Source organism: Streptomyces sp. NPDC088766 (genome assembly GCF_044750845.1).
Lineage (GTDB): Bacteria > Actinomycetota > Actinomycetes > Streptomycetales > Streptomycetaceae > Streptomyces.
In genome coordinates this window covers 1-25,538 of sequence record NZ_JBIVKQ010000045.1, presented here as the reverse complement: position 1 = coordinate 25,538, position 25,538 = coordinate 1, and the positions used below count along the sequence as shown (strand labels likewise).

Genomic DNA, 25,538 nt, shown 5'->3' with positions numbered 1-25,538 from the left:
CAGGAACAAGATCAGCACGCACCCCGGACACACTGCCGACCAAGATCGCCAAACGCAAGAACCGCAGCTCAACTCATTCTGAAACGATCAGTAAGGGCGAGCCCGGGCGTGTGCTCGGGCCAGAGGCGTACGTTGCCGCCGACGTCGCCCACCGCGAGGTAGGCCCCGTCGGGGCTCCAGGCCACCGCCTGGGTGGGCTCGCCGCTCGGCACCGAGCCGCGCTCGTTCACCGAGGACAGCTGCTCCGGTCCGTCGCGTTCGGCGACCCTCCGGATGACGGCCTTGCCGGGCCGGGCGCCGTACGCGGCGGCGAGGGCGGAGCCGTCGGGGCTGAAGTCGAGCGAGGGCAGGTCGCCGCCGTAACCCCATCCGACCTCGAACGAGTCCGTCGGTCTGATCCGGGCGAGCCGCCGTCCGCCGTCCCGGACCGTCCACCAGGCCATCGCGCCCTCGCCGCCGGTCGCCACGAGCGTGTCCCGCTTCGGGTGGAAGGCCACCGCCATCACCGAGTCGGCCGTGGCGGTGGTGAGGGGGGCCGGGCGGGCCGGATCGCGGACGTCCCACAGCCGCACCTCGGCCGGGCGCTCCTTGCCGGAGGCGTCCTCGCTCACCCCGTTGCCGGTGACGAGGAAACGCCCGTCACGGTTGAACGCCACGGCCGTCAGGTGGGTCCGGGCGACTTTCCTGTCGTGCAGCGGGCGCGGAGCGGACGGCACGGAGAGGTCCCACAGCCGCAGCCGCCCGTTCTCCCCGCCCGCCGCCAGCGTCCGCCCGTCCGGGCTGAAGGCGAGGCTGTACGACTGGTCCTCGGCGAGCTTCAGGCCCCCGAGCCGCTTCGGGTGTACGGGATCGGCCGCGTCCCACAGCGTCAGCGCGTCCGTGCTCAGCGCGGCGAGCAGCGGGGAGCGCGGGGAGAAGGCGAGGGGCGCGGTGCCGTGCAGGTGCTCCAGGGCGGCGCCGCGCACCGGCGCGTTCGGTCGGCTCACGTCCCAGAGGCGGACGACGCCGGTGCGCTGGCTGGTGGCGAGGACGCGGCCACCGGGCCCGTACGCCAGGTCGACCACCGGCTGCCGGACGTCACCGCGCAGGTCGACCTGTGGCCGGGAGAGGTAGGCGGCGTAGAGGCTGGAGCGGGTGGCGCCGGTGTCGGCGGTCCTGTACGCGGCGAGGCTCAGGCGCAGCGCGGTCTGCGGGTCGCGCTCGCGCATGGTGTCGGCCTGCGCGGCCAGCTGCTCGGCGACGGCGACGCTCTCGCGGGCCTCGGCGTCGCGCTGGGCGCGGTCGGCCCGCACCGCGAGCAAGGAGGCCAGGACGGCGAGCGCGGCCACGACCGCCCCGACGCCGGTGCGGATCCGGCGGGCGCGGCGCTCGGCCCGGTCGCTGGCGGCGAGGAAGTCCCGTTCCACGGGCCGGAGTCCGGGGCCCTCGCCCCTGAGTTCCTGCCGCGCCGCGGCCAGCTGGTCGCCGCGGTACAGGACGCTCTTCTCGCGGTCCGCCTCCGCCCAGCTGTCGGCCGCGTCGCCCACCCGGCGCAGGACGAGCAGCCGCACCCGGCCGTCGCGGATCCAGCCGCGCAGCCGAGGCCAGCCGTGGAGCAGCGAGTCGTGGCACAGCTGGGCCTCGCCCCGGTCGAGGACGACCAGGCGGGCGTCGGCGAGCCGGTCGAGCAGCTCGCGGTCCTCCCGCTCGGCCTCGCCCGCCGTCTCCGGGACCGGGAGGCGGCGGCGGACGGCCCGGCCCTCGGTGTCGACCAACGTCACCATGCGCAGCAGGAGTTCACGCAGCCGCTCGCGGCCCGCCGGGTCCAGCGCGTCGTGCAGCTCGTCGGCGACCCGGGCGACCGAGCCCCGGATCCCGCCGGCCGCCTCGTACCCGGCGAAGGTGAGCCGGGTGCCGCGGCGCCGGGCCCAGGTCTGCTGGAGGGCGTGGGCGAGGAACGGCAGCGCGACGGAGTCGGCTCCGCCGCCGGGCGCCCCCTGGCGCAGCTCGTGCAGCAGGTGGCCGGCGAGCCCGTCCTCCAGGCGCAGGCCGGCGTGCGCGGCGGGCCGTTCGATCGCGGCGAGCAGCTCCTTGTCGGACATGGCGGGGACGGTGAACTGTCCGGCCCGGAGCATGCGGGCGAGCCGCGCGTCGCGCATGCAGGGTCCGTAGAAGTCGGCGCGCAGACCGAGGACGATCCGCGGCCCGGTCGCCGCTCCGGCGCCGGAGACGGCCCGGACGAACAGCTCCCGCTCCTCCGGGTCCGCGCAGTCGGTGAAGAGCTCCTCCAGCTGGTCGATCACCAGGACCCCGGGCCCGCCGGTCCCGAACCGCCCGGCGCCCACCTCCCGTTCGACCTCCTCGAAGGGCCGGTCCACCGCCCGCGCCCAGCGCTCGACCAGGGTGCGGAAGGGCCGCGCGCCCGGCCCGTCGACCAGCAGTACCCGTCCCGTGCCCCGCTCCTCGAGTCCGGCGACGAGCCCGGCCCGCAGCAGCGAGGACTTCCCCGCCCCGGACGCGCCGACGAGCACCACCGGCCCGTCGCCGTGCGTCACCCGGTCGAGCAGCTCGCGGGCCAGCTCCTCGCGCCCGAAGAAGAGATGGCGCTGCTCGGGCAGGAACGGGCGCATGCCGGGGTACGGGCAGGGGCCCTCGCCCGCGGGCACGTCGACTTCCTCCGGGGGTGCCGGAGAACACACGTTCCGCGCCACGACGAGATCCGCGGCCCGGCCCACGCCCTCCGCGTACGGGCGGGCGGGGCCGCCCTGGAAGCGCCGGTCGAGGATCCGGTAGACGTCGAGCAGGGTGAGCCAGCGCGGCCCGCCCGGGTCGCCGTCCGCCAGGAGCCGCACCAGCTCGCCGCCGAAGAGGGTGTACGGCTGGTCCACCGGTGCGAAGGAGGCGGCGTAGCCGGTCGCCGAGGCGAGCAGGAAGCTGCCGGGCGGCCGGGCGGTCGTGTACGGGTCGCGGTGGGCGTCGCTCGGGGAGGCCGAAGCCCGGCCGGAGAAGCAGCAGTCGAGGACGACGATCGCGCGGGCGGGCGCGTCGCCGAGCAGATTGCGCACCTCGGCGTACGGCACGGCGGTGACCGTGTCATCGGGCCGCACCGTGGCCGCGGTCGCCAGATAGAGCTGCCCGCCCGGGCCGAGCAGGCCGTGCCCGGTGAAGCAGAACAGCACCACGCCGCCCGCCGCCGCCTCGACGGCGTCGCGGAGCGCGGCGAGCACCTCCGTCGGGCCGGCCGGGTCGATGAGCTCGGTGACCCGGCCCGCCGCCATCCCGCACCGCTCGCGCAGCACCCGGGCCAGTTCCCGCGCGGTGTGCGCGGCGCTCGGCAGGTCGGTGAGCCGCACGTTGCCGCCCGGGCCGCCGCGCTCGCCCACGCCCTGCCGTCCGGTGCCGACGACGACGGCGCGGCAGTCAGGTCCGGCGAGATCCCCCCATCTCTCCGTCACGGCTCAGGGGTTCTCGGGATCCGAGGTCTGCCGCGCCGGCTCCTCCAGGGCCCGCGCCACCTCCAGCGCCAGCTCTCCGCTGCTCTGCGGCGTGAGGCCGCGCACGCCCTGGGAGGTGACGACGACCTGGGTGCCGTCCGGTTTGGTGATCGTCACGGTCTGGCTGCCGCGCCGGGTCTGCAGCCAGGCCACCACACCGGCCGCCAGCGTCACGGTCAGGCCGCCGGGCTGGAGCAGCAGCTCGATGACCGCGCCGAACCCGCCCATCGATCCGGGCGCCGGCGACGCGGGGACGAGCGGGACGACGGCCGGCCGCAGCTCGGGGTCGCCGCGCAGCCACTGCCGCAGCTCGTAGGCGTCTTCGGCGGCACCGCCGACCTCCAGGGCGATTTCCACGTGCACTGACCTCCGTAGCGCTCCGTCGCGGGGAAGCCGTACGAGGATAAGCCCGTAACTCCCTTACCTTCAGGTCGATTTCGGTCGTCACACGGTTCCGGGCACGCCGGAGGCAGGACCTCCGAGCAAGGTATCCCGCTCTCACCGCACGAAGGTATGACCTGGAACTGCAACGGTGCTCGCCGTGGCTGACGGCCAGATCCGTTGCCGTACCAGGGCGTGCGGACCGGCTCTCCCGGCACGGCGGCGACATGCATACCGCCTCGTCCTCCCCGCCGGACCGGGTCAAGGGCACCTCGCGGCTGCACAAGCACAACGACCCGGGGGTGCGCGACAAGGCCGCCGTCATCAAGGCCGGCAAGCACGGTGACGGCGACGGCGGGCACGGGCCGCCCGGCTGCGGCGGCAGGCCCGGTCCGGGGAATCGATCGGGCGTCACCGCGGGATCACGGACGGTAGGGTGAGGGGCGATCGCAGCGGACACGGTGATCCCGTAGCACATGAGGGGCAGGGCGACCAGAGAACATGGCGGCGTTGGAGGAGAGCCAGGGGCGTATACGGAACCAACGGTCGGTGTACGAGCGGTACCAGGACGCCGCGGCCGATGCCGGGGAGCCCGAATCCCCCTTGTTCTCCGTGGAGGTCACCACCGACGGTCGGCCGACCGACATCGAGCGCGAGGAGGCCGAGGATGTGGTGATCGAGCAGATCACCTCTCCCTTCGACCCCGAGCACATCGACATCGACACCCGGACGACGACCGTCGATCTGCTGTTGTCCCGGCTGCGCAACGAGATGATCGACCTCGCCCCGGACTTCCAGCGCAAGGCGGGTATCTGGACCGACGGCAAGCAGTCCCGGCTCATCGAGTCCCTGCTGCTGCGCATTCCCATCCCGTCTTTCTACGCCGCCGAGAAGAAGGACGGCAGTTGGGCCATCGTCGACGGCATCCAGCGCCTCACGTCCATCGCCCGCTTCGTGGAGCCCGAGGCGGTCGGCGCCGACCCGCTGAAACTGACGGGCCTGGAGTACCTGCGCAACTTCGAGGACACGGGCTTCGCGAACCTGTCCGGGAAACTCCAGATCCGGCTGCGTGAGACCGAGGTCGTCGTCCACGTCATCCGGCGCGGTACCCCCGAGCCGGTGATGTTCAACGTCTTCGCGCGCATCAACACCGGAGGCGAACCCCTGACCCGGCAGGAGATCCGGCACGCACTCATCTCGGGCCGGGCACGCACGCTCCTCGCGGAGCTCGCGGAGACCGAGGAGTTCCGGCGGGCCACCGGTTACAGCGTCGTCGGTGACCGGATGGCCGACCGGGAGATGGTCCTTCGCTTCCTGGCCTTCCGGATGACCTCCCCGCACGCGTACAAGCCCGGTGACTTCGATGCGTTCCTCGCCGAGGCGATGCACCAGGTGAACCGTCTCGACAGCGCGGAGGAGAACCGGCTGCGGACCGAGTTCCTCACGGCGATGCTCGCGGCCGAGGAGATCTTCGGCCACCATGCCTTCCGGAAGTACCGCCGGAACCAGCAGCGCAAGTCGCCCATCAACAAGGCGCTCTTCGAGGCGGTCGCCGTCAACCTCGCGAGTCTCGGTGACGACGACCGCGAGGTGCTGCGGCAGACCGACCTCCTCGACGCGTTCGCGGAGCTGATGGAGGACGTGGAGTTCGAACGTGCCATCTCCGTGGGCACCGGTGACGCCAGGAAGGTACGCAAGCGGTTCGACGCGGTCAAGGATCTTCTGGAGACGGCGCTCAGCCGGGGACGGATCGGGGCCGGGCAGTGATCAACCGCATCACGCTGATCAACTTCAAGGCGTTCCGGCGCCTGGAACTCCCCCTCGGCCCGCTGACGCTCCTCACTGGTCTCAACTCCTCGGGCAAGAGCAGCGTCCTGCAGGCGCTGGGGCTGCTGCGGCAGTCGTACGAGACGCAGATGCTCATCCGGGCCAGACGTGCCGGGGGCGGGCTGCTGCTCAACGGTGACCTCGTGACCCTGGGCACCGCACAGGACGTCCTGCACGAGGACTTCGGGCCGGTGGAAGAACTTCCCACCGTTCGCGAGCCGCTCGTCGGTTTCGTCATCGAGGAGGACGGCGAGCAGCGGACCTGGGCCGCCGCTTATGACATCCGCCACCCTGACCGGGACGTCATGCCCCTGGCGGAGGGATCGGTCCGCGCGCACCTGGCCGAGCAGCCCTTCCAGTACCTGCACGCCGACCGCATCACCCCGGCGGTCACCTACCCCCGCTCCCACCAGATCGCCGTCGCGAGAGGGTTCCTCGGCGTGCGTGGTGAACACACCATCAACTACCTGCGCCACCACACCGACGAGGACGTACCCATGGAGGTGCCCGACGGTCCGCTCCGTCATCACGGCGCCACGTCTCCCCAGCTCCTGGACCAGACGATCGCCTGGATGCAGGAGCTGTGTCCGGGTGTCAACATCGAGACCGACCCCGTCGAAGGCACCGATTCGGTCCGCCTCTCCTACGGTTTCGGCGGCACCGCCGGCATCAACGCCACCCGCCGTCGGCGCCCCACCAACGTCGGCTTCGGTCTCACCTACACGCTGCCCGTCGTGGTCGCCTGCCTCACCGCGACGCCCGAGAGCCTGATCCTGCTGGAGAACCCCGAGGCCCATCTGCACCCGAAGGGGCAGAGCAGGATGGCGGCACTGCTGTCCGCGGCCGCCGCCACCGGCGCCCAGCTGATCGTCGAGACGCACAGCGACCACGTGGTGAACGGCGTCCGCATCGCTGTGAAGCAGGGCGTCCTCCAGCCGCAGGACACGGTCGTCCACTACTTCAGCGGCAACGGGGCGGGCACCGAGGTCGTCACCCCGCGCATCGACAAGGACGGCATGCTCGAACAGTGGCCCGAGGGCTTCTTCGACGAGTGGGAGAACTCGCTCGACCAGCTGCTGGACTGACGGCACGGGACGACATGGGGGAGAGGAAGCGTGCCACTGCTGTTTCTGAACGAGAGGTCCTGGGGGACGGCCTGCGACCCGGCGCGGGCCGAGCGGGCCATGGCCGACTTCGTGGCCGTCGTCCGTGCCGCCGCGGCCGAAGGAGGCGCCACCCTCGTGAGCGAGGTGGACGTCAAGGCACTGGAGATCGCCGAGGGCTACCCCGTCAACAAGTGGATCGGCGCCAGCCCGCGCAACCGCGCCCTCTGGCAACGCCTGCGGGCCTTACAAGGCCGCTCTCCCGTGCGGAGCGTCTTCCCCGCGGAGGGCGCCGCCGACCATCTGGAGTACCGCCACGACGGCGAGGCGGTCCTCGGGCTGGGCGCCGCGCACTTCATGGATGGCATCGCCGTCAGTCTGCCGGTGGCTCGCCCGTGGCAGACCGATCAGGTCACACTGGAGCGCGCCGAACTCGTCGAGGACGACGAGGACACGCTGGAGATGCGGCACGACACCGTCCACGTCCGGCACCTGTCCGCCGAGCCGCATCTCGGCGGGCACCTGGAGTGGATCCGGAAGGCGCGCCGGGAAAGCGTCACCACCGGCCTGCGGATCTGGGACAGCCGGACGGAGCTCTACCCGCACCTCACGTTCCTGCCGCGTGTCGCGGGTCAGCTCGGCGGCTTGAACCCGCACTGGGTGGTGCCCGTACGGCGAGCCCTGGAACGGCTGGAGGAAGCCGTCGCCACGTGGGACCCGGCAGCCATGGCCGAGCCCGAGTGGCGGAGCAAGGTGACCCCGGAGGGCGAGACCCGTAAGCGCGTGTGCCGTTTCACCGACCTGGATGGGGAGACACGCACCTTCGACCTGCACGCCCGGTTCACGCCGGGCGCCGGCCGCATCCACTTCCGCCTGGTCCCGGAGGAACGGACGATCCGCCTCGCCCACATCGGCGGCAAGATCCGGCCGGATGTCTAGGGCCCGTTGTGAAAGTGCAGCTCACAGCCACTCATTGAGGACCGCGGCCAGCACGGTCGCCTCGTAGCGAACGGCGGGCTTGTCGTACCTCGTGGCCACGGCACGGTGACGCTTGAGGCGATTGATCCCGCACTCAACCGCGTGGCGTTCGCAATAGTCGGCTTTGTCGAACTTCGGCGGCCGGCGGCCCCGGGACCCGAGCTTTTGGCGGTTGCGGTTGCGGTCGCCACTGCGTACTTCCGCGGTGGCTTCCGCTTCGAGCGATCATCCCGGCCCCACGTTCCTCGGGGCCGGGAAAGTGACCCGACCGCGCCACGGCCGTGGGCGTTTCTCGTCACCGACCGGGGCCTACGCGACCGGCCTTGCCCCGGCAAGGCGGTCTGAGCGGAGTGTGCCCTGATTCTTCGTACGCGGCCGGCGACGTCGCCTTCGTCTCACACGGGCGTCGAGCCGGCGTCGGCGGTCCCGCTGGGGAGCGGTGTGGCCGCGAAGACGGAGTCCGGGTCGACCGCGGACTTCACGGCGAGCAGGCGCTGGGTGTTCGGCCCGTAGGAGTGCGCGACCTGGTCGGGAGTCTCCGGTCCCAGGAAGTTCACGTAGCCGCCCGGCAACGAGAACGGTTCGAGCGCCGCGTGAAGCTCTTCCAGCCAGCGCAGGTGGGGGGACCTGCCGTCGCCACCGCCTGCGTTGTCCTTGCCTTCGCCGCCCTCCCACATGGAGATCAGTTCGACCATCAGGTGCGGTTCGCGTCGGCCGAAAGCGGTCGAGCCGAGAGGCGGACGGGTGGCGGCACCGTGGAACCGATGCCACACGATCGCGGAGAACGGTGAGGTGAACTCCTGGGCGGCCCGGTCCAGGACGGTCGCGATGGAGCCGGAGACGCTCCGGACGGTCCGCGTGCGAATGGCGCCCATCCGCCCGGGCGGGAACATGGCGTCCGTCGCGGCCAGCGTCGCGGATCGGGCGACCGGTCCGACCTCGGCGAGCACGGGTGTACCGAGTCCGGTCAGCGCACGCACCGGCCCGTTCTCGGCGTTCCCCACCTCGAGGTCTCCCGACCAGGTCGGCGCGACGTACACCGTCGGCTTCCCGTCCGGGCCGGGAAGGAACCCCACGTCCACCGTCAGCTCGTCCGGACCGTCCTGAAGTATCCCAGCGAGGTTGGCGAGAACGTCGGCGCTCTGGGCGATCGGGTACAGGATGGTCCCCGACACCACTGTCGGCACGGGGTGCAGACGGATCCGTGCCGAGGTCACGACACCGAAGTTGCCGCCGCCGCCGCGCAGCGCCCAGAAGAGGTCCGGATGATGATCGGCGTCGGTGTTCACCCGTGAGCCGTCGGCCAGGACGACCTCGGCGCCGAGCAGGTTGTCGGCTGCGAGCCCGAACCGCCCGATGAGGGGGCCGTATCCGCCGCCGAGGGTGAGGCCCACCATTCCGACGGCGCCCGCCGTTCCGGTGACGGCCGTCAGGCCCACCCGTTCGGCGGCGGATACGACGTCGGACGAGAGCGCCCCGCCGCCCACCGTCGCGAACCGGTGGTCGACGTCGACCCGGACTTCCCGCATGTCGGTCAGATCGAGGACCAGTCCACCGGGGCGGAACGCCCGGCCCCAGAAGTCGTGTCCCCCGCCACGCACCGAGAGCGGCACTCCGTGGTGGCGAGACGCGCGTACTCCGGCCTGCACGTCAGCGGTGGTCGCGCACCGCACGACGACAGAGGGGCGGACATCGACCGCTGCGTTGAACAGCGCCACGGCTCGTGCGTACTCCGGTCCGTCGGTGAGCACACGGCCCGCTGGAACATGGGACCGCAGCTCATCCAGCAGGGCAGTGCTGACTGCGTCTCGGGCATCTGCATGGGACTGCATGGTCACTCCTGTGTGTCGTTCATCGGCCGCGGCCGTCGAGGGCGCGGCGTGGATCCGGGGACCGGGTGGTCAGCGAAGTCCGGCAGCGGTCTGTCCCGGTCGGCGGGGGCGTTCCGAACCGCCGGAGGGCCGGCGAGTCATCGGGGACAGAGCTCGTGTCCTGAACGGATCAGGAGGACGGCGAGCCGGGCTCGGCGCACTGCTGGGCGAGGACGGTGGCCATGTCGGGCAGCAGAACGGCCACGGGGTCGTGGGTCAGTTCCGTCATGCGCAGGCGTCCCCCGAAGGTGATGACACCGAGGACGTGCTCACCGCGCAGTTGGGTGGTCTGCGCCGGCCCCCACAGAGCGGTGAGGCGGGTGCGGCCGTGTGCCGGGGCCTGCACCACCCCGAGGTTGGTGATCTGGATGTCGGCGGCGGTGGCAACGGTCATCATCGCCTCGGCGTCTTCGGGGGTGGCCGGCGGCTGCTGGGCCAGCGCCTGCGAGCCGGCCTTGAGAACCTGCGGTGCGCGCTGCTGTTCCAGGGCCTGGTGATGGTGCCGGGCCAGTTCCCAGAAATCCCCGGCCCGGGACGCCTCGCTCGCCGTCCGTGCTCCCGCGAACCGGTTGGCCACGGCGTCGGGCAGACCTGCGGCACGGCGCAGGTCGATCGGGCTCAGCACCCTCACCCGGGTGCGGCCCGCGCGGTGGAAGACCGTGCAGGCGGCAGCGCACAGCGCTGCGTGCACGGACACGCCCTCAGTTCGGCACCGGCTCACGAGCCGTGCGGTCAGAGCGCGTTGCAAGGCCAAGGCGGAAACGTGCGGTGCCCGTCCCGAGAACGGCGTCAGCTCGCCGGGCACGTTCATCAGCTCGTCCTGGGGCGGGCCCACGGTGGGCGTCGCAGCGTCGAGAGCTCGCAGGAGATCCTCCTGGGCGGGCGGCACGTCCCACCCCGAGGTCGGCTCACCGTTCTCCCCGTTGCCGTCGAGAGCGGCGACAAGGTCCGCCACCACCCGCATGCCGCCGGTGCCGTCGGTGATCTGGTGGGCGAAGGTCAGCACGATGACGCTGCCGCTCTCCGCGGGAACGAGTACGGTCCGCATCAGCGGGCCGGGCTCCGGCGCGACGGGGCGCCTCTGCTCACCGGCGACAACCGCCTGCCAGGGAGTTCCCTCGGCGGCGGTTTCGACCCTGACCGGCCCCTCTGCCCAGCGGTATCGGGCCCGGGGAGTTCGGCGGTCGACCGAGACGCGAAGCAACGGGTGCCGTGCCTGCACACCCCGCAGTGCCCGCGCCAGAGTCTGCTCGGAGACCTTCCGGTCGATCTCGGCGACCAGGGAGAACTGGACGGGGTTGCGGTGCATGTAGAGGTCGATGGTCCGCTCGAAAGCTCCGAGTTCCCTCGCCGTCTCCGCGTGCGTACGGCTGATCGACATCCAGGGAGTCCTTTCTCTGCTGATGTGATGTGACGGCGTCGCTACCTGGACGCACCCTGGTGAGGCGGGAGTTCGGCTTCCTGCTGAGCCTGAGCCTGAGCCTGAGCCTGAGCCCGAGCCGTCGTCCCGGCCGGTCGGCTGTCCACCAGGCGCTTGGACGTCTTGCGGAAGGCCCAGGCGACGACCAGCGCGGCCATCACGGTGAGGGGGGTGCCCATGGCGATCTTCGCGAAGGCGAGCCAGCCGGTGGCGTCGTGCACGTAGAGCCACTGCTTCACCACGAACCGGGCTCCGAGGACGAGCGCCGCGGCGAGGGTGGCGATGTCGTGCGCCCGCAGAACCTGACGGTCCTCGCGCCAGGCGTACGTGCCGCCGTGCAGGAGGTTCCACGCCACTCCGGTCACGGGGCGGCGGAGGAGGACCGAGCCGAATGTGGCGAGGAAACCGGCGAAGGCCACCCAGATGCCCAGCAGGAAGAAGTCCTTGGCGGAACCGGTGAGCGCGACGATGCCTGCCGCGACCAGAACGCCGCTCAGGCTGCCGGAGGCGGCGAGGGGGCGTTCCCCGCGCACCAGCCGGACCACGGTGAGCACCGCACCGGTGACTACGGCCGCGATCACGGCCGCCTTCGTGGACAGCAGGGCGAGAGCGATCACGAACACCGCGACCGGGACGGTCGAGTGGACGAATCCCGCCGTGCCGCCCAGGGAATCGAGCGTGGGTGGCCGCGGGGCGGTAGGCGGCGTGTTCCTGGGGCTCCTGTCGTTGGCCGGGGAGGGGCCGTGCTCGCCTTCGGGATGGGACATCGATCAACTCCTGGTCATGTGCTGAGGCTTCAGCGTTCCTGGGGCATCTCTCGTCGCGGTGGCACTGCGGTTCAGGCGCTCCAGCCGCCTCCCACGGCCCGGCTCACGAGATAGGAGTCGCGCAGCGCCTTGCGCAGTCCGGGGACGAAGGCGTCGAACCGCGCCGCATGCGCCTTGAGAACGGACTTGTGGGCGCGGCGGTCTTCCTTGCTCCACACCGAGGCCAGTTCCAGCTCCACGGCCATGACGGCCATGGCCAGTTCGTCCGTCAGGTCCTCGGCGGGAGCACCGTCGAAGACGGTCGCGCGCACCCGCTCCTGGAGCGCTCGCACCAGGTCCGGGTGCACCACGGTGACCCGGTCGGTGGAGACGACCCCCAGCTTCTTCTCCCGCGTGACGGCGACCTCCCCGGAGGCGAGCAGCTGGTCGCGAACCGGGGTTTCGGCGGTGTGGGCCTTGTTGTGCAGGAACTTGAGCCAGCCCTTGGGCTTGTCCTCGGGCAGGTCGTACCAGACTGCGGCGGTGAACGGGTCCTCGGGCGGTTCGCCGGGGAGTCGCCGCACCTTCCCCCCGGTGGCGTCCAGCAGACCGTCGCGGGCCAGCTCGGTCATCGCTCCGGCCCGTAACAGCTGGCCGCGTCCCTGAATGTTGTCGAGCTGGAACTTCTCCTTCTTGACGGTGTAGCAGAGCAGATACAGCTTCTGAGCGAGAGTCGTGCGCACGGTGGTTTCCCCATGGTTCGGCCGTTGCAGGACGGGCGGATTTTTGCCGCGGAAAGAGGTGGTACGCGCAGCAGGAGGATTTTTCCCGCACCCCTCGTCCCGCAGTTTTCCCCAAATCGCCTTTACGGAAATGGAAGACGCAGAAGGCTTGGAATTCACTCACTGCCATATATGGCAGTGAGTGAATTCTCTGCTGCTGCTTTGCCTTCCTGCGTGACTACTACCTCCGGTTCGAGCCGTGAAACTGGTGACGTTACGGCACACTTCTGCGCGCCCCGGAAGATGGACATTTCGTGACACTGTCGTATCTGGCGGACGACCCGTCGTGGTCGGCCCACCAGCCCTCGCGTCAGGCCGTGGCGTCGATCTCCACGGCATCGGCTCCGTGATCCGGTGCCGTGCCGACGCCGTCAGCGGTGAGCGCCCGGTGCGCGATCACCTGCACCGGCCGTTCTGCCTGCGGCCGGGCGGAGCCGGGTCTCGTGGCGGGTCCGGTGCTGTCGGCCGCGCCGTCACTGCGGGCAGTGAAGGAAGCGTCTGCCTCAACCGGCCGTCCCAGCCGTGGCCTTGCATGCCGTGAAGCCCGCGGGCGTGTCTTTCTGCCCGCTCGACGGGTCATGCCGTGCGTATGCGCATGCGTATGCGTACGCGGGTGAAGGCCGGCTGTGACTCAACGGTTCGCGAGGACAAGGGGGCGGGTGGTGGCGGGTGTGTCCGTCTTGCACACGGCGCCGTCGGCGGGGTGGCTGCCATTGACGAGAGCGGCGTCAACTGCCTTGTTGACGCACGTGTTGATGCCGTAGGAGCCGTGTCCGACGCCTTCACGGGTGAGCAGGACCGCAGAGTCCAGGGTCCGGGTCATGTTCTCGGCCCAGTGGTGGGGGGTGACCGGGTCCAGTCGGCCCGCGACCACCAGGGCCGGCGGCGTACCGGCGCCGGTGAGCGGCTTGGTGACGCGGTCCTTGTTCGGCGCGGGCCAACGGGCGCAGTTCAGGGCGGAGTAGGCGGCCCGGGTCCCGATCCGCCTGGCCTCGGCGACGGCCTTGGTGGCTGCGGCCTTGTGCGCGGCGATGCCGGCCGGGGTCCGCCAGTCGGCGCAGCGTACCGCGGTGTGGGCTTCTTGCATCGCGGTAGGGACGGGGAAGGGGGACACCGTGACGCTGCTCCACAGGGTGAACAAGGGGGCGCCCTTGCCTGCTTGCGCGGCGAGCAGCGCCGAGGTCAGCAACGGCCAGGTGTTCTGGTCCCCGGCCAGGGCCCGGGTGGCCTCCAGGGCCATGGCGCCGTCGAGTTCGCCGCCCGGGGTGGTGCCCTCGACGGGTGCGACCTTCAGCGGCTTCGCTTCCAGCGTGTCGATCAGCGTGTCGAACGCCGCCTGCGGGTCTCCCGCTCCGAACGGGCACACGGCGGTCCCCTCGCTGCGGCAGGTCTCGAACCAGGCGTTCAGCGTCCGTTCGCTCGCCACGGCGACGTCGTGGAGGAAGGTGAGGGAGTTGCCGAACCACTTGTTGGTGTCGACGGGCGCGTCGAGCACCATCTGGCGGACGCGGTGCGGGAACAGGGTGGCGTACATCGGGCCGACCACGGTGCCGTAGGACAAGCCGTAATACGTGATCTTGTCCTCGCCGAGCGCGGAGCGGACCTGGTCGATGTCGCGGGCCACGTTGTCGCTGGACATGCCGGCCAGGAACTCTTTGCTCTGGTGCTTGACGCAGCCGCCGGTGAACGCGGCGGCATCGGTCAGCAGCCGCGGCAGGGGTTTGCCCCCGGGGACCGCCGGGTCGAAGGCGGTTCCGGCGGCTTCTGCTCGCTGCTCGTCGGTCAGGCAGCGAACGGCCTGCGATCCGCCGACGCCGCGCGGGTCCATCGCGATGACGTCGAACCTGGCGAGCACCGCGGGTGAGAAGGCGCCAGGAGTGCCGGCCGTTTTGGGAAGATTGCGCAGTGTCTCGGTGGCGGGAACCCCGGGCCCGCCCGGGTTGAAGATCAGGCTGCCGATACGGCGGTCGGGATCGGTGGCCCGGTGCCGCATGACCGCGAGCGGGATCTGCGGGCCATCGGGCTCGGTGTATTCCTGCGGCACCTTGATCGTGGCGCATTCGAGGTCCTTCCCGCACGTGCTCCAGGTGAGCGGGTCCGGGGACGGGACGGAGGCCGACGTGGCCGCCGCGGAGGTGCTGCGCGGCCCCGAGCCGCCGGACGAACACCCGGTCAGGGCCATGAGGGCTGCGGCGAACGCCGCCCCGTAGCGGGCGGCGGGCCTCGGCCTCGACTGGATCATGATGATCTTCCTTTCGTCTCGTCGTGCTCGTGTCGTTCCGCGCAGCCGGGCCGTGCCGGTCGCGCAGGAAGCCGGCCGAAGAGGGCCGGTGTGGTCGTGCCCTCCTCGCTCCGAGCTCCGAGGGGTCAGTGACCGGCCGCGTCGAGCAGGGAGGAGTACCGCAGGCGGAGCGCGCGCTCCATGCTCGCCAGCACGGCCCCGCCCCCCAGTGCGAGGTTCAGCCAGATCGGCAGGTGTACCGGCGATTCGAACGTGCCGACCCGCTGCATGACGGGAGGGATATGAGAGACGGGCTCGGCGAGCTGCAACAGGTTCAGGCCCACACCGATGACGAGCAGCCACACCGATCCGATGGCGATGGCCCGGCTCAGCCCCGGATGGCGGGCACCGAAGCGCGCCCGCCGTCCCTCCGCCGAGGCCGGGTCGGGCGTGAGCTGCCGCGGCTGTCCGTCCAAGGGGCGGTAGTGGCAGCGCCTGATGCCGTAGTTGCTCATCGCCACCTCGATGACACCCCCGTCGACGGGGAAGACCGCGGGCAGTTTCGACTCGGCCACGTGCCTGCCGTCCAGGAACAGGTGCGCCCGGATCCTGCTGTTGTCCAACCGCGCCCAGTGCCGTACGTCGACGGCGTACAGGCGGGTGTGCCCGCCGTCGCCGGGCATCCGTAGCCAGAACAGGGAGCGCAGGGGGAGCTGCCACCAGCGGAACCGCTGCAGTTCCCTGCCGTCTCCCGGCTTGAGGCGCCTCGATGCCGCCCACTGCTTCCAGGCCATGCTCTGCCCCTCCTTCGCGCATCGGCCGCACCCTCACTAGTACAGCGTGTTAGAGGAAACGCTAGCACACTGTACTAGTACGGTGTGCCAGTACAGTGGGGGGGCTGGGAGAAGCGAAGGAGAGCGGGGCATGGATACACGCGAGAAGATCCTCCGGGCCGCTGCGGAGATGATCGCCGAGGACATGACAGCGAAGCTGAGTGTGCGAGCGGTCGCCGCGCGTGCGGGAGTGAGCACCGGCTCGCTGAGGTTCCACTTCCCCACCCAGCGCGCCCTGCAGGACAGCTTGCTCGCGCGGATCTACGAAGAACTGCTGCCCGGCGACCCGATCCGGGACCGGACACTGCCGCCCCGCGAACGCCTGCTGAACTGCCTGCGGCAGGTTCTCGCACCGCTCGGCACCAACAAGGACGCGCGAACCGCATGGGGCACGATCTATCGGGCCTTCATCGAACCCGAGCCGACCGAATCGGTACGCTCCGCATACCTCGGCCACGAACGGGAGGCGGAGCGCCTGATCGAACACTGGCTGACCGTGCTCGCCGAGGAAGGCGCACTGCCCCCGGGAGACCACACCCGCAACGTCAGGTTCCTCCTCACCGTCCTCAACGGACTCTCGGTCCAACGCGCCCTGCCCACCCGCGAATCCGTCCTCGTCGCCGAGACCGAGACCCTCAACGCCGCCGTCGACCACGTCCTCTCCACCGGCCCCGCACCACCCGCCGGGCGGACTCGGCCGTGAACCGAACCAACCACCCCTGAGCACCCGTTCCCCCCCCGACGGGCAGGGGCGCGAGAGCACGGTGAGACGTGCACCGACGTGTGCGGACCGGGCTTTTCAACCTCGACGGTCTCCCCACATCACCGAGAGGGTGCGGACCGCACCCCCGTACGCTCTCCCTTGCGCCGGCCTGCCGTTGCGTCATGGTTTTCAATGGGCCACGGCGCGACCGCGCCGACGGCACCGGACGGCGAGGGAGACATCGGTCATGGCGTGGAGCACCCGGGAGATGGCCGAGTTGGCCGGCACCAGCCTGAGGGCCGTACGGCACTACCACGACATCGGCCTGCTTGAGGAGCCGGAGCGCCGCTCCAACGGATACAAGCAGTACGGCGTCAGCCATCTCGTCCGACTCCTCCGGATCAAGCGCCTCACCGCTCTGGGCTTCTCCCTCTCCCAGATCGCGGACATGCGTGACGGCCCGGACTCCGACCCGGACCCGCGTGATCTGCGGGCTCTCGACGACGAGCTGGCCGCCACCATCGAACGACTGCAACACGCCCGCGCCGAGGTCGGCGCCCTCATGCGCAGAACGGCCGCGAGCGATCTCCCCCTCCGCCTCGCCTCCCTGGACGAGACAGCGGAGTTCCCCGACCCCGACCGCTCTTTCGTCACCGTCCTCGGTACGGTTCTCGGCCCCAACGGGATGGACGCCTACGCGGACTTGCTCCATGAGGAGCCGCAGCCGGTGGCACGCGAACTCGACGAGCTTCCCGCCGATGCGGACGAGCCGGCGCGCCAGAGTCTCGCCGAGCGTCTCGTGCCGTACGTCCGAGGTCTTCGGGCCGAGCATCCCGGGCTGAGCGACCTCGCCTCGGACGCCCCGCGCGGCCGACAGCACACCGCCCGCACCATCGGCAAAGCCATTGCCGATCTCTACAATCCGGCCCAGGTCGACGTGATGCGGCGTCTCCACGAGCTCCTGTCCGATTCGCGCGACCCACGATGACCGCCCTGACAGCTCCACCGGCCACCGGATGCGATGCCCGCGATCCGGAGCGGAACCTCGTCGGGCTCCACAGGGCAGTCGGAGACCCGAGTGAGCTGGAACGGGGTGATCACCGGGACTGCTGGTTCCTCACAGGCGTTCGACAAGTGCCTGCCCCATGCCGAACGCAGACTCCGCGAGCTGCTCGCCGAGCTGCGGACCAGCAGCCCCGGCGTCGAGGTGGTCAGTCCGCGCGGCAGAACGTGTCCTTCGCGGGCATCTCGCCCTCGACGAGGTAACGCGTGGTCGTGTTCAACGCGCAGGAGTTGTCGCCCAGGACGTAGACGCCGTGCCCGCTGCCGTCGACGCTGACCAGCCGGGCGCGGTCACCGAACTTCTCGCGCAGCATCTTCCCGCCCCGGTGCGGGGTCGACGCGTCCCGCCGGTTCTGCAGGAGCAGCACGTTGCGCGGGCCCTCGGAGTCGATCTCCACCGGTCGTTCCGCGGGGGCGTACGGCCAGAAGGCGCACGGTGTGATGTTGGCCGTGGCGGCGCCGAACAGCGGGTAGCGCTCCCGGTCCTCGGCGACGCCCCGCCGGTAGGTGTCGACGTCCTCGGGCCACTCGACGTCGTTGCAGGTGACGGAGAGGAACACGGTCAGGGCGTTGTCGTTCGGCGACAACGCCCCGTCCGCCGTTTCCCCGGGGACGGCCGACAGGCGGCGGACCGCCGCCTCGTCGCCTTCGAGCATCGCCTGCCAGGTCTGCGCCAGCTTGGGGTACTGCGTCTGCTTGTACAGGTGGCCGAACGTCAGGAGCCGGAAGATACTGCCGTCGATCCCCGCGACCGGAGCCTTGTCGAGCGCGCCGGCGATGGTGAGGTAGGACGCCCGGACCTGTGCGGGCGTGCGGCCCAGGCCGTAGCTGTCGTGCCGGCGGGCGGCCCACTTCGCGAAGTCCGGCAGGCTCTCTTCCATGCCGAGCGCGTAGCGGCGCATGCCGTCCCGGTCGAGGTGGGTGTCCCCGATGTTGCTGTCGAGCACGATCCGGTCGGCGCGCTCGGGGAACATCGACGCGTAGGCGGCCCCGAGCGCCGTGCCGTAGGAGTAGCCCAGGTAGCTGGTCTTCTCCTCGCCGAGCGCGGCCCGGATCCGGTCCAGGTCGCGGGCGGTGTTCGCGGTGGTGATGTGGCGCAGCCGGCCGTCGTCGTTGCCCGCGCACTGCTCGGCCGCCTGCTCGGCGACCTTCGCCTGCGCGGTGACCGCGGCGTCGTCGACCGCGTAGGGCGGGATGTTGGAGTAGTAGGGGCTGTCCGCGGGGAAGCCGCAGCTGACCGGCGTGGAATGACCGATCCCCCGGGTGTCCATGCCGATCAGGTCGTAGCGGTCGGTGACGCTGCTGGGCAGGCCCTGGGCCACCAGCAGCGCGGACAGCGCCAGCCCGGACCCGCCGGGGCCGCCCGGGTTGAGCATGAGGACGCCGCGCCGCTTGTCCGGGTCGGCGGCGGCCAGCCGGGAGACGGTGAGGTCGATCTGCTCGCCCTCCGGGTCGGCGTAGTCCAGCGGCACGGGCACGGTGGCGCACTGCAGCTCGGTCGGAGCGGCTTCGGCCACGACGTCGTCGGGGCACCGGCCCCACTCCACCTGCGGCGTCTTCGGCTCCTCGGCGGCGGCGGGCACGGTGGCCAGCGAGCCGCCCAGGCCGAGGACCACCAGGATGGCCAGGCCCTGGCCGACACTGCCTTGTCGTTTCATGTCCAGTCTCCACATACCGGTTCGTGTCGTGGTCGCGACCATCCCACTCCGTGCCCCTGGGGCACGGTCAACAACGGCCGGCACGGAACCGGCCGGTGGTTGACCCTGCCCCAGGGGCAGGGTTTTGAATGGTCGCCGGGCACGAGGCTGGAGAAAGGGCTCCTGGTGGCGTGGAGTACGCGTCAGCTGGCGGAACTCGCGGGCACGACGACCAAGACCGTCCGGCACTACCACGAGATCGGCCTGCTGGACGAGCCGGAACGGGCGTCCAACGGCTACAAGCGGTACGGCGCCGGCCATCTGGTCCGCCTGCTGCGCATCCGCAGACTGACCGACCTCGGTGTGTCCCTCGCGGACGTCCCCTCGGTCGAGAGCGGCGACGAGAAGGCGCGGCAGATCCTCCGGGACCTGGACGCCGAACTCGCGGCGGACATCGAACGCCGGCAGCGGATGCGGCGGGAACTGGCGGCCGTCATGGACAACCGCGCCGCGCTCGACATGCCCCCGGACTTCCAGACGCTCGCCGACGACCTGCCCGAGACCCAGCGGTCCCTGCTGCTGGCCTACTCCAGCATCCTCACGCCCGAGGCGATGGCCGCCCTCCGGGAGCAGCTTTCGCGGTCTCGCAGGGATTTCGAAGCGGAATTCGCGGCGCTCGACGAGGACGCTCCCGACGAAGTGCGGCAGCGGCTGGCGGAGCGGATGGCGCCCGATGTCCGCCGACAGCACAGGGACCACCCCGTCCTGGCCGACCTGGGGTCCTCCTCGCACCGGGAAACGGCGGTCGCCGAGTCGGTCGCCGTGCACGCGCTGGTCGAGTTCTACAATCGCGCCCACCTCGACGTGCTGCAACGCGTCCACGCGATCCTCTTCGAGGACGACACCACGGAGAGCGAAAGCAACGACGCCCGGGCGTGAGCCGGTGTGCCGGTCTCTCACTGATCCCGACCTGCCCGGACGGGCCGTGGACGCGGGGTCCTGCGGCCCCCGCCCTGCTCGGTCCCACCCGGATCGGCGTGGCGACACGGGCGGTTGCCCGTGCTCGTGCGACCACGGCCTCCTCGGGTTCGACGAGCGCGCGCCGGCGACCGGTCCCGGTGGCTGGTGTGCCGTACGACCGTTCCCGGCGCGGCGGCTGCGACGGCGCGCCGGCTGCGAAGGACGGTCGACCTGCTCGCCGACGCGACCGCGCGGCCCGAGCGCACCGCTGACGCCTCCAAGGCCGGCGAGCGTGCGCTCCAGCCCTCGCCGGGCCGAGGCAACCGGCCCCGGGGGGTGCGGTGGTGCAGGGCACACGCCGCTGCCCTCTGCACGACCAAGGCAGAGGGCAGTGGCGGGGGTGGCGGTCAGCAGCGCGGGACCGGGACGTCGTGCCCGGCCGACCCCGCTGGACCGGCGGCAGGTCGCGGCGTCGGGACACCGGTCGGCGGGGAGGGTGCCAGGGCCCCTACACGGGTTGCGGGGCGAAGGGGAGCAGGTTGTCCTCTCCGGGCCGCACCACGCCGTAGCTGCTCTCGGGGACCTCGTTCCACACACCGGGCAGATCGCCCAGCGGTTCGGACACGATGAGGCGGGTCTCGTCGGACACCCCCCGCAGGAACTCCACGTCGGGGTGGAGTGCGCGCAGCGCCTCCACCCGGGTGCTGTAGAACAGCGAGCGGGAGGCTCCCTGGCTGGAATAGCGGAAGGCCCACACCTGCCCGCCGTCGGTCACGGCGACCGTCATCTGCAGGGGGAACTCCACCCCGTGCTCGTGACCGGTCCGTTCCACCGCGCCGACCATGCGCGCGACGGCGCCCGGCGGGTCCTGCTCCAGACCGAAGGTGAGAGCCAGGTAGAACATCATCTCGGAGTCCGTCGACCCCTCGATGTCGAGGAAGAGTTCCGGGTCGACCGCCAGGGCGAGATCACGCCTCACCCGGTGGAAGTCCGTGATCCCGCCGTTGTGCATCCACATCCAGCGGCCATGGCGGAACGGGTGGCAGTTGGACTGCTGCACCGGGGTACCGGTCGAGGCCCGGATGTGGGCGAAGAACAGCGGGGAGCGGACATGGTCGGCGATCTCCCGCAGATTGCGGTTGCTCCATGCCGGGCCGGTGTCCCGGACGACCGCGGGGGTGCCGTCGTCCGGTGTGTACCAGCCGACGCCGAACCCGTCGCCGTTGGTCGTCTCGACACCCATCCGGGCGTGCAGGCTCTGGTCGATCAGCGAGTGGACCGGTTTGTAGAGCACGGTGTCGAGCAGTACGGGCGTTCCTGTGTAGGCGAGCCACCGGCACATCGGCCACCACCTTCCTGGTGTTCGAGAACCGCGTCGCAGGGGTGTCGTCCCCGACGGAGGCGCAGCGGCTGCTTCTCTGTCGGGGGATCTCCACCGTGGGCCCGCTGCCTGCGGTTCCGCATCACCTGGGACGGGTGAGTGCCGGCGGTCGGCTTCCCGGCCGTTGGCGGGCCCGCGGGCAGGACCGCCTCCGCCGGCCGGTGCCACCCGCGTGCCCTGATCCCTGGCACCGGGGGCCGACGGCCGCAGGAGCCGGCCGCCGGCACGGCCGGCCCGAGCCTGGAGGACCAGGCATGCCTGCCGGGGCCGTCACTCGCCGCTCTGCGGGCGGTGCGGTGTCACCCGCTCGGCGGTGGTGGCGCGGCCGGAGGCGGCGAGGAGGGCGAGCAGTGCGAGCACGGCCAGCAGAATGACGACCAGCAGCAGGACGGTCAGCGCCGTGGGGTGGTTCCAGAGCGCGAAGACCAGGGCCACGATCAGCAGGGCGGCCAGGGCGATCCAGCGGCGGTGGGCCTGGGTCCAGGTGCCCACCCGGCCGGTGCGGACCTGGTGGCCGTAGGCCCACTGTGCGGCGGAGTCCGCGGCGCGCTCGGATGTGCCCCGGACGGCGCGCGGCAGCCGTCCGGGGCCGATCAGGTAGGCGCCGAGCGCGATGACCACGCCGAGCACGATCGCCGTGCGCAGGCTGACCTTCAGGAAGTGCAGCAGGGTGTCGAAGACGGCCGCCGCGGCGGCCTCCGACTGGACCTGGGGCGGGAGGTGGTCCAGGTAGTAGCGGCGGGCGACGACCAGGACGACGGCCACGACCAGGCAGGCGAAGGCCGCGCCGAGCGCCGTACGGGCCAGGGCCCGGCGGCGGCCGTGGGCCAGCAGCACGCCGGCCGCGCCGAGCGCCACGACGATCACGGGAAGCCAGTTCCCGATCACGTCCAGCAGATGGGCGCCCCTGCGGAGCTTCTCCAGCTGGTCGGACTGGAAGAGCACCATCTGCTTGTCGACGTCGGGGATCTCGGCGGCCGGGGACACGCCGGCGTCCACGAGTTCCTGCTTGACCTGGTCGACGGCTTCGCCGACGTCGAGGGTGACTGTCCCGCCGCTCACGCCCACGGCGCCACGGCCCTCGCCCGTGAGCGCGTGCACGACCGCGTCGTGTGCGGCCCGGTTGGCATTTGTCCAGATCCGCTCGAAACGGTCGCTCTGCACGAAGCGGGTGGCCACCTTCTCGACCGTGGCGTTGACGGCGGAGTCGAGCTGTGGCCCCAGTCCCTTCACGGCCTGCGCGGCGCGGGGCGGCAGCCCCTGTGACTGCAGCCACGCGGCGATGTCCGAGGCGGCCTGACTGCCGTCCACCCGTACGTCGGCGGCCCGGGTGATGCGCTTGACCGCCGCGTCCTCGATCGCCGGCTCCGAGGCCAGCGGCGACACCGTCGACACGTACCGGTCGGTGTCCAGAGCGATGTCGTGCACCCAGACCGTGAGCAGTGCGACCGGCACCAGGATGCAGGTGAGCACGATGAGCACCGCCGAGGCGGTGTTCCGTGTGATCCGCGCCGCCGCCGAGCCGTGCTCGTGCTCTCTTCCCGCCGCGTCACGCGCCTCCCCCTTCGGGGCCGCGCCGGGCGGGGGCGGCTCGGGCGAGCTGGTCATGGGGGCTCCACGAATCCTGGGGGATGGGCCTGCCTTCATTCCGGCAGCCGTACGGCGATACGGCACATCCAGGTGGGCCGTATGGACGAGACGCCGTCGGCAGCGCGCGGCCGTGCTGCCACGCCGCTACGGAACCAGGTCCCGCGGGCCGTACGCCGTGCGCGCCCTGTTTCACTTCGACGGCCCGCGGCGGCTCCGCGTGGACGCACGGCTCCGTGGGTCCGTCACGCCGTCACGGTCGTGGAAGGCTCGCGGCGTCGGCCCCGGAGCACGGTCACTTGTTCTCCGGGGCCCGACGGCGCCGGCCGGCCTCGACGGCCCTGACCACCACCCGGGCCGCGAGCCCGACGAGCAGGATCCCGCCGACGATCTGGATCATGGTCATCACGCGTGCCGTTTCGGTGCGGCCGGTGATGTCGCCGAAGCCGACGGTGCTGACCACGGTGAGTGCGAAGTACAGGGCGTCGGTACGGGTGAGGGGCTCGGTGAAGCTGCCGGGCGCGGCCCGCTCCAGGAGGAAGTACGAGGTGGCGAAGAGCAGCACGAACAGGGGGAGGACGGCGGCGAGCGACTCCACGGCCCGCAGCTCCGGGTAGGGAGAACGGGCGATCGCACGCACCTGCCCGAGGAACAGTGCCGTCACCGCGAGCAGACCGAGGACGAGACCGGTCACCGTGCCGCCGTTGAGCGGTGCGTCCATGGGCAGCAGGTAGTACGCGAGGACCAGTCCGGACGACACGAGGACCGACCGGGCCGCCGCCGACAGGGTCGCGCGGCGGCCGGGCCGTGGGAGGTCATCCGCCATGTCCCGCCGCCCTCCTCATCGTTGTCAGGGCCAGCCGTCGCACCCCGTGCCAGTCCATCGGGGGTCTGCCGCGGGGGACGCCGGGACGGTCGCGGGGGACCCGCACGCGCAGGGCGTGCGGACGGATCCCGCACCGGACCGGTGTCGTCAGGGTGAGGGCCTCGCCGTCCACTCCGACCGGAATCGTGTCGGTGTCGGCGTCGACGACGACCTCGCGGGCGGTCAGCTGCGCGAGCCCGGGCGCCCGGTGGCCGCGGAGCAGCCCCGCCGTCTGCGCCGCGTTGTCGACCTTGACGCCGAGCACCCCGAGGACGCCGGAGTCCAGCTGTTCCCGGTGGCCCAGCCCGGCCGGGTCGTCCGTGCGGTACGGGTTGTTGCTGACCAGTACGGCCTGCGGCTGCTCGATGGTCGTGTTCTCGGCGTGCACGGCGAGGCGTGGTCCTTGGTGGTGGGTGAGCAGATCGGGCAGCATGTGCAGGGTGGTGCGGGTCTTGTCGTCGCGGTAGGCGGGGCTCTGCACGACGGCCGCATAGGCGCCGAACGACGCGTTGTTGACGAACACCCGGTCGTTGATGACGCCCAGGTCGACCCGGAGTTCGACGCCGTCGGTGAGTGCGTCGAGACACTTCGCCGGGTCGTCCCTGTCCAGTCCGAGGTCCAGGGCGAAGTGGTTGCGGGTGCCGGCGGAGATCACCACGAACGGCAGGTCGCGCTCCGCGGCCACGGCGGCGACGAGGGCCTGGGTGCCGTCGCCTCCCGCGACGCCGAGCAGGTCGGCGCCCGAGTCGGCGGCCCGGCGGGCGAGGGCGGCCACGTCCTGCGGGTGCGTCACGTCCAGGACGCAGACCTCGGCGCCGAGCGCCTCGGCCTTCTCCCGTAGCCGGAACCGGCCGACCTTGCCGCCGCCCGAGCGCGGGTTCATGATCAGGTAGGGGTGCCGCGGCGGCGCCAGTGTGCGGTGCGGGGTCCCTACCGGGGCGGTGTCAGCGCCTGCCAGCGCGACCCGGCCGCAGAAGACGGCCAGTGCCCACAGCGCGAGTGACACGAGCACCACCCACAGCAGCCCGGACGCCACATAGACCACGACGACGGCGGCGGGGGCGGTGAAGGCCAGCACCACGGCCAGCACCCGGACCAGGCCGGTGCGGACGAGCGCCCACCACACGCCCGCCGCCGTCACCGCCAGCCCGGCGGCCCCCACGAGGACGAGCAGCAGACTGTGGAGCCCGGCGAACAGCAGCAGCACGATGACCGCGCCGACGCCCGCGGCCACAGCCACGCGTGCGGCCCAGCGTGGAGCAAGCGTGGAACGGCTACCGGGCATGTCGACCTCCCACGGACGGGACGCGCTCGGTCCATGCCACCGTGCCTGCACCCGGACCGGCATCACCCGCTTCGGGGGATTTTCCGGACGGATCCCCCCCGCACGGGCGGAGCGGTCCTCATCTGACCGAGCCGAACGGTCCTCGCGCGAGCCGGTGGCCAGGAGGGGCCGCTCCGGAGGCGGCTCGCCGGGCGATCGGAGGCCGTTCGCCCGCTGCAGGACGTCCGGTCGTCGCCGCCCGCGGTCGGAGGACGAGCACGTCGGGGAACCCTGGCCGCTCCGCCGCGCGGACCGCGAGGCGCCGCAGCACCGGGGCTGCCAGGGTTGCCCGGGGGTCGGACGCTCACCCCTGCGGGGTGAGGTGGTCCGGGGCGGATCCGGCTCTGATGGGAGGTGCACCGCACCAGGCCCGGGAAGGGAATG

Annotated in this window: 20 protein-coding genes; 7 read left to right on the top strand and 13 right to left on the bottom strand. The window is 71.6% G+C overall.

Annotated elements, in window-relative coordinates:
- Positions 1 to 68: 68 nt before the first annotated feature.
- Positions 69 to 3,434 (bottom strand): caspase family protein, encoded by a 3,366-nt coding sequence (locus ACIP5W_RS35175; RefSeq protein ID WP_401482070.1) that lies wholly within the window; start codon positions 3,432 to 3,434, stop codon positions 69 to 71.
- A 3-nt stretch (positions 3,435 to 3,437) separates the two neighbouring features.
- Positions 3,438 to 3,830, bottom strand: a complete 393-nt coding sequence (locus ACIP5W_RS35170) for a hypothetical protein (RefSeq protein ID WP_401482068.1) — start codon at positions 3,828 to 3,830, stop codon at positions 3,438 to 3,440.
- Between the two features lie 251 nt (positions 3,831 to 4,081).
- Between ACIP5W_RS35170 and ACIP5W_RS35165 the strand changes: the two genes are divergently transcribed.
- From ACIP5W_RS35165 to ACIP5W_RS35150, 4 genes are all read left to right on the top strand, one after another.
- On the top strand, positions 4,082 to 4,294 hold the full coding sequence (locus ACIP5W_RS35165; protein ID WP_401482066.1) for a hypothetical protein: 213 nt from the start codon (positions 4,082 to 4,084) through the stop codon (positions 4,292 to 4,294).
- 109 nt (positions 4,295 to 4,403) lie between these two features.
- Positions 4,404 to 5,621, top strand: a complete 1,218-nt coding sequence (locus ACIP5W_RS35160) for a DUF262 domain-containing protein (RefSeq protein ID WP_401482064.1) — start codon at positions 4,404 to 4,406, stop codon at positions 5,619 to 5,621.
- Positions 5,618 to 6,766, top strand: a complete 1,149-nt coding sequence (locus ACIP5W_RS35155; protein WP_401482062.1) for a DUF3696 domain-containing protein — start codon at positions 5,618 to 5,620, stop codon at positions 6,764 to 6,766. The genes ACIP5W_RS35160 and ACIP5W_RS35155 overlap by 4 nt, the downstream gene beginning before the upstream one ends.
- A 30-nt stretch (positions 6,767 to 6,796) precedes the next feature.
- The gene (locus ACIP5W_RS35150) at positions 6,797 to 7,723 is read left to right on the top strand and encodes a hypothetical protein (protein ID WP_401482060.1); all 927 of its coding nucleotides are present in this window, start codon (positions 6,797 to 6,799) and stop codon (positions 7,721 to 7,723) included.
- Positions 7,724 to 8,157: 434 nt separating this feature from the next.
- On the opposite strand, the gene ACIP5W_RS35145 is transcribed toward ACIP5W_RS35150, so the two are convergent.
- The 6 genes from ACIP5W_RS35145 to ACIP5W_RS35120 all read right to left on the bottom strand — a co-directional run bounded on the left by ACIP5W_RS35145 (position 8,158) and on the right by ACIP5W_RS35120 (position 15,596).
- A complete protein-coding gene (locus ACIP5W_RS35145) occupies positions 8,158 to 9,594 on the bottom strand; it encodes an FAD-binding oxidoreductase (RefSeq protein WP_401482058.1) in 1,437 nt (478 codons plus the stop codon).
- A 169-nt stretch (positions 9,595 to 9,763) separates the two neighbouring features.
- Positions 9,764 to 11,014: a peptide synthetase gene (locus ACIP5W_RS35140; RefSeq protein WP_401482056.1), complete on the bottom strand. Its 1,251-nt coding sequence runs from the start codon at positions 11,012 to 11,014 to the stop codon at positions 9,764 to 9,766.
- A 41-nt stretch (positions 11,015 to 11,055) separates the two neighbouring features.
- Positions 11,056 to 11,820, bottom strand: coding sequence for a DUF3159 domain-containing protein (locus ACIP5W_RS35135; protein ID WP_401482054.1), 765 nt, complete (start codon positions 11,818 to 11,820; stop codon positions 11,056 to 11,058).
- Positions 11,821 to 11,891: 71 nt separating this feature from the next.
- A complete protein-coding gene (locus tag ACIP5W_RS35130; protein ID WP_401482052.1) occupies positions 11,892 to 12,542 on the bottom strand; it encodes a GPP34 family phosphoprotein in 651 nt (216 codons plus the stop codon).
- 670 nt (positions 12,543 to 13,212) lie between these two features.
- Positions 13,213 to 14,823: an alpha/beta hydrolase gene (locus ACIP5W_RS35125; protein ID WP_401482050.1), complete on the bottom strand. Its 1,611-nt coding sequence runs from the start codon at positions 14,821 to 14,823 to the stop codon at positions 13,213 to 13,215.
- Positions 14,824 to 14,948: 125 nt separating this feature from the next.
- Entirely contained in the window at positions 14,949 to 15,596 is a 648-nt protein-coding gene (locus ACIP5W_RS35120) for a hypothetical protein (protein ID WP_401482049.1), read from the bottom strand.
- A 130-nt stretch (positions 15,597 to 15,726) separates the two neighbouring features.
- On the opposite strand from ACIP5W_RS35120, the gene ACIP5W_RS35115 reads away from it, so the two are divergent.
- Both ACIP5W_RS35115 and ACIP5W_RS35110 read left to right on the top strand, forming a co-directional pair.
- Entirely contained in the window at positions 15,727 to 16,338 is a 612-nt protein-coding gene (locus ACIP5W_RS35115; RefSeq protein WP_401482047.1) for a TetR/AcrR family transcriptional regulator, read from the top strand.
- Positions 16,339 to 16,585: 247 nt separating this feature from the next.
- Entirely contained in the window at positions 16,586 to 17,326 is a 741-nt protein-coding gene (locus ACIP5W_RS35110; RefSeq protein ID WP_401482045.1) for a MerR family transcriptional regulator, read from the top strand.
- A 223-nt stretch (positions 17,327 to 17,549) separates the two neighbouring features.
- Here ACIP5W_RS35110 and ACIP5W_RS35105 read toward each other — a convergent pair whose 3' ends face one another.
- Entirely contained in the window at positions 17,550 to 19,058 is a 1,509-nt protein-coding gene (locus ACIP5W_RS35105; protein WP_401482043.1) for an alpha/beta hydrolase, read from the bottom strand.
- Positions 19,059 to 19,223: 165 nt separating this feature from the next.
- Here ACIP5W_RS35105 and ACIP5W_RS35100 point away from each other — a divergent pair, with 165 nt between their 5' ends.
- On the top strand, positions 19,224 to 19,976 hold the full coding sequence (locus ACIP5W_RS35100) for a MerR family transcriptional regulator (RefSeq protein WP_401482041.1): 753 nt from the start codon (positions 19,224 to 19,226) through the stop codon (positions 19,974 to 19,976).
- A gap of 529 nt (positions 19,977 to 20,505) precedes the next feature.
- Here ACIP5W_RS35100 and ACIP5W_RS35095 read toward each other — a convergent pair.
- From ACIP5W_RS35095 to ACIP5W_RS35080, 4 genes are all read right to left on the bottom strand, one after another.
- Positions 20,506 to 21,339, bottom strand: a complete 834-nt coding sequence (locus tag ACIP5W_RS35095; protein ID WP_401482039.1) for a class II glutamine amidotransferase — start codon at positions 21,337 to 21,339, stop codon at positions 20,506 to 20,508.
- 309 nt (positions 21,340 to 21,648) lie between these two features.
- Positions 21,649 to 22,986 (bottom strand): hypothetical protein, encoded by a 1,338-nt coding sequence (locus ACIP5W_RS35090; protein ID WP_401482037.1) that lies wholly within the window; start codon positions 22,984 to 22,986, stop codon positions 21,649 to 21,651.
- Between the two features lie 274 nt (positions 22,987 to 23,260).
- Positions 23,261 to 23,791, bottom strand: coding sequence for a potassium channel family protein (locus tag ACIP5W_RS35085; protein ID WP_401482035.1), 531 nt, complete (start codon positions 23,789 to 23,791; stop codon positions 23,261 to 23,263).
- Positions 23,781 to 25,115 (bottom strand): diacylglycerol/lipid kinase family protein, encoded by a 1,335-nt coding sequence (locus ACIP5W_RS35080; protein ID WP_401482033.1) that lies wholly within the window; start codon positions 25,113 to 25,115, stop codon positions 23,781 to 23,783. The genes ACIP5W_RS35085 and ACIP5W_RS35080 overlap by 11 nt, the downstream gene beginning before the upstream one ends.
- Between the last annotated feature and the right edge of the window lie 423 nt (positions 25,116 to 25,538).

Coding starts and splice junctions, on each gene's coding strand:
- ACIP5W_RS35140 (WP_401482056.1), bottom strand. CDS start 11,014: ATGTCGATCAGCCGTACGCACGCGGAGACGGCGAGGGAACTCGGAGCT.
- ACIP5W_RS35095 (WP_401482039.1), bottom strand. CDS start 21,339: ATGTGCCGGTGGCTCGCCTACACAGGAACGCCCGTACTGCTCGACACC.
- ACIP5W_RS35135 (WP_401482054.1), bottom strand. CDS start 11,820: ATGTCCCATCCCGAAGGCGAGCACGGCCCCTCCCCGGCCAACGACAGG.
- ACIP5W_RS35115 (WP_401482047.1), top strand. CDS start 15,727: ATGGATACACGCGAGAAGATCCTCCGGGCCGCTGCGGAGATGATCGCC.
- ACIP5W_RS35125 (WP_401482050.1), bottom strand. CDS start 14,823: ATGATCCAGTCGAGGCCGAGGCCCGCCGCCCGCTACGGGGCGGCGTTC.
- ACIP5W_RS35145 (WP_401482058.1), bottom strand. CDS start 9,594: ATGCAGTCCCATGCAGATGCCCGAGACGCAGTCAGCACTGCCCTGCTG.
- ACIP5W_RS35085 (WP_401482035.1), bottom strand. CDS start 23,791: ATGGCGGATGACCTCCCACGGCCCGGCCGCCGCGCGACCCTGTCGGCG.
- ACIP5W_RS35105 (WP_401482043.1), bottom strand. CDS start 19,058: ATGAAACGACAAGGCAGTGTCGGCCAGGGCCTGGCCATCCTGGTGGTC.
- ACIP5W_RS35120 (WP_401482049.1), bottom strand. CDS start 15,596: ATGGCCTGGAAGCAGTGGGCGGCATCGAGGCGCCTCAAGCCGGGAGAC.
- ACIP5W_RS35090 (WP_401482037.1), bottom strand. CDS start 22,986: ATGACCAGCTCGCCCGAGCCGCCCCCGCCCGGCGCGGCCCCGAAGGGG.
- ACIP5W_RS35165 (WP_401482066.1), top strand. CDS start 4,082: ATGCATACCGCCTCGTCCTCCCCGCCGGACCGGGTCAAGGGCACCTCG.
- ACIP5W_RS35080 (WP_401482033.1), bottom strand. CDS start 25,115: ATGCCCGGTAGCCGTTCCACGCTTGCTCCACGCTGGGCCGCACGCGTG.
- ACIP5W_RS35110 (WP_401482045.1), top strand. CDS start 16,586: ATGGCGTGGAGCACCCGGGAGATGGCCGAGTTGGCCGGCACCAGCCTG.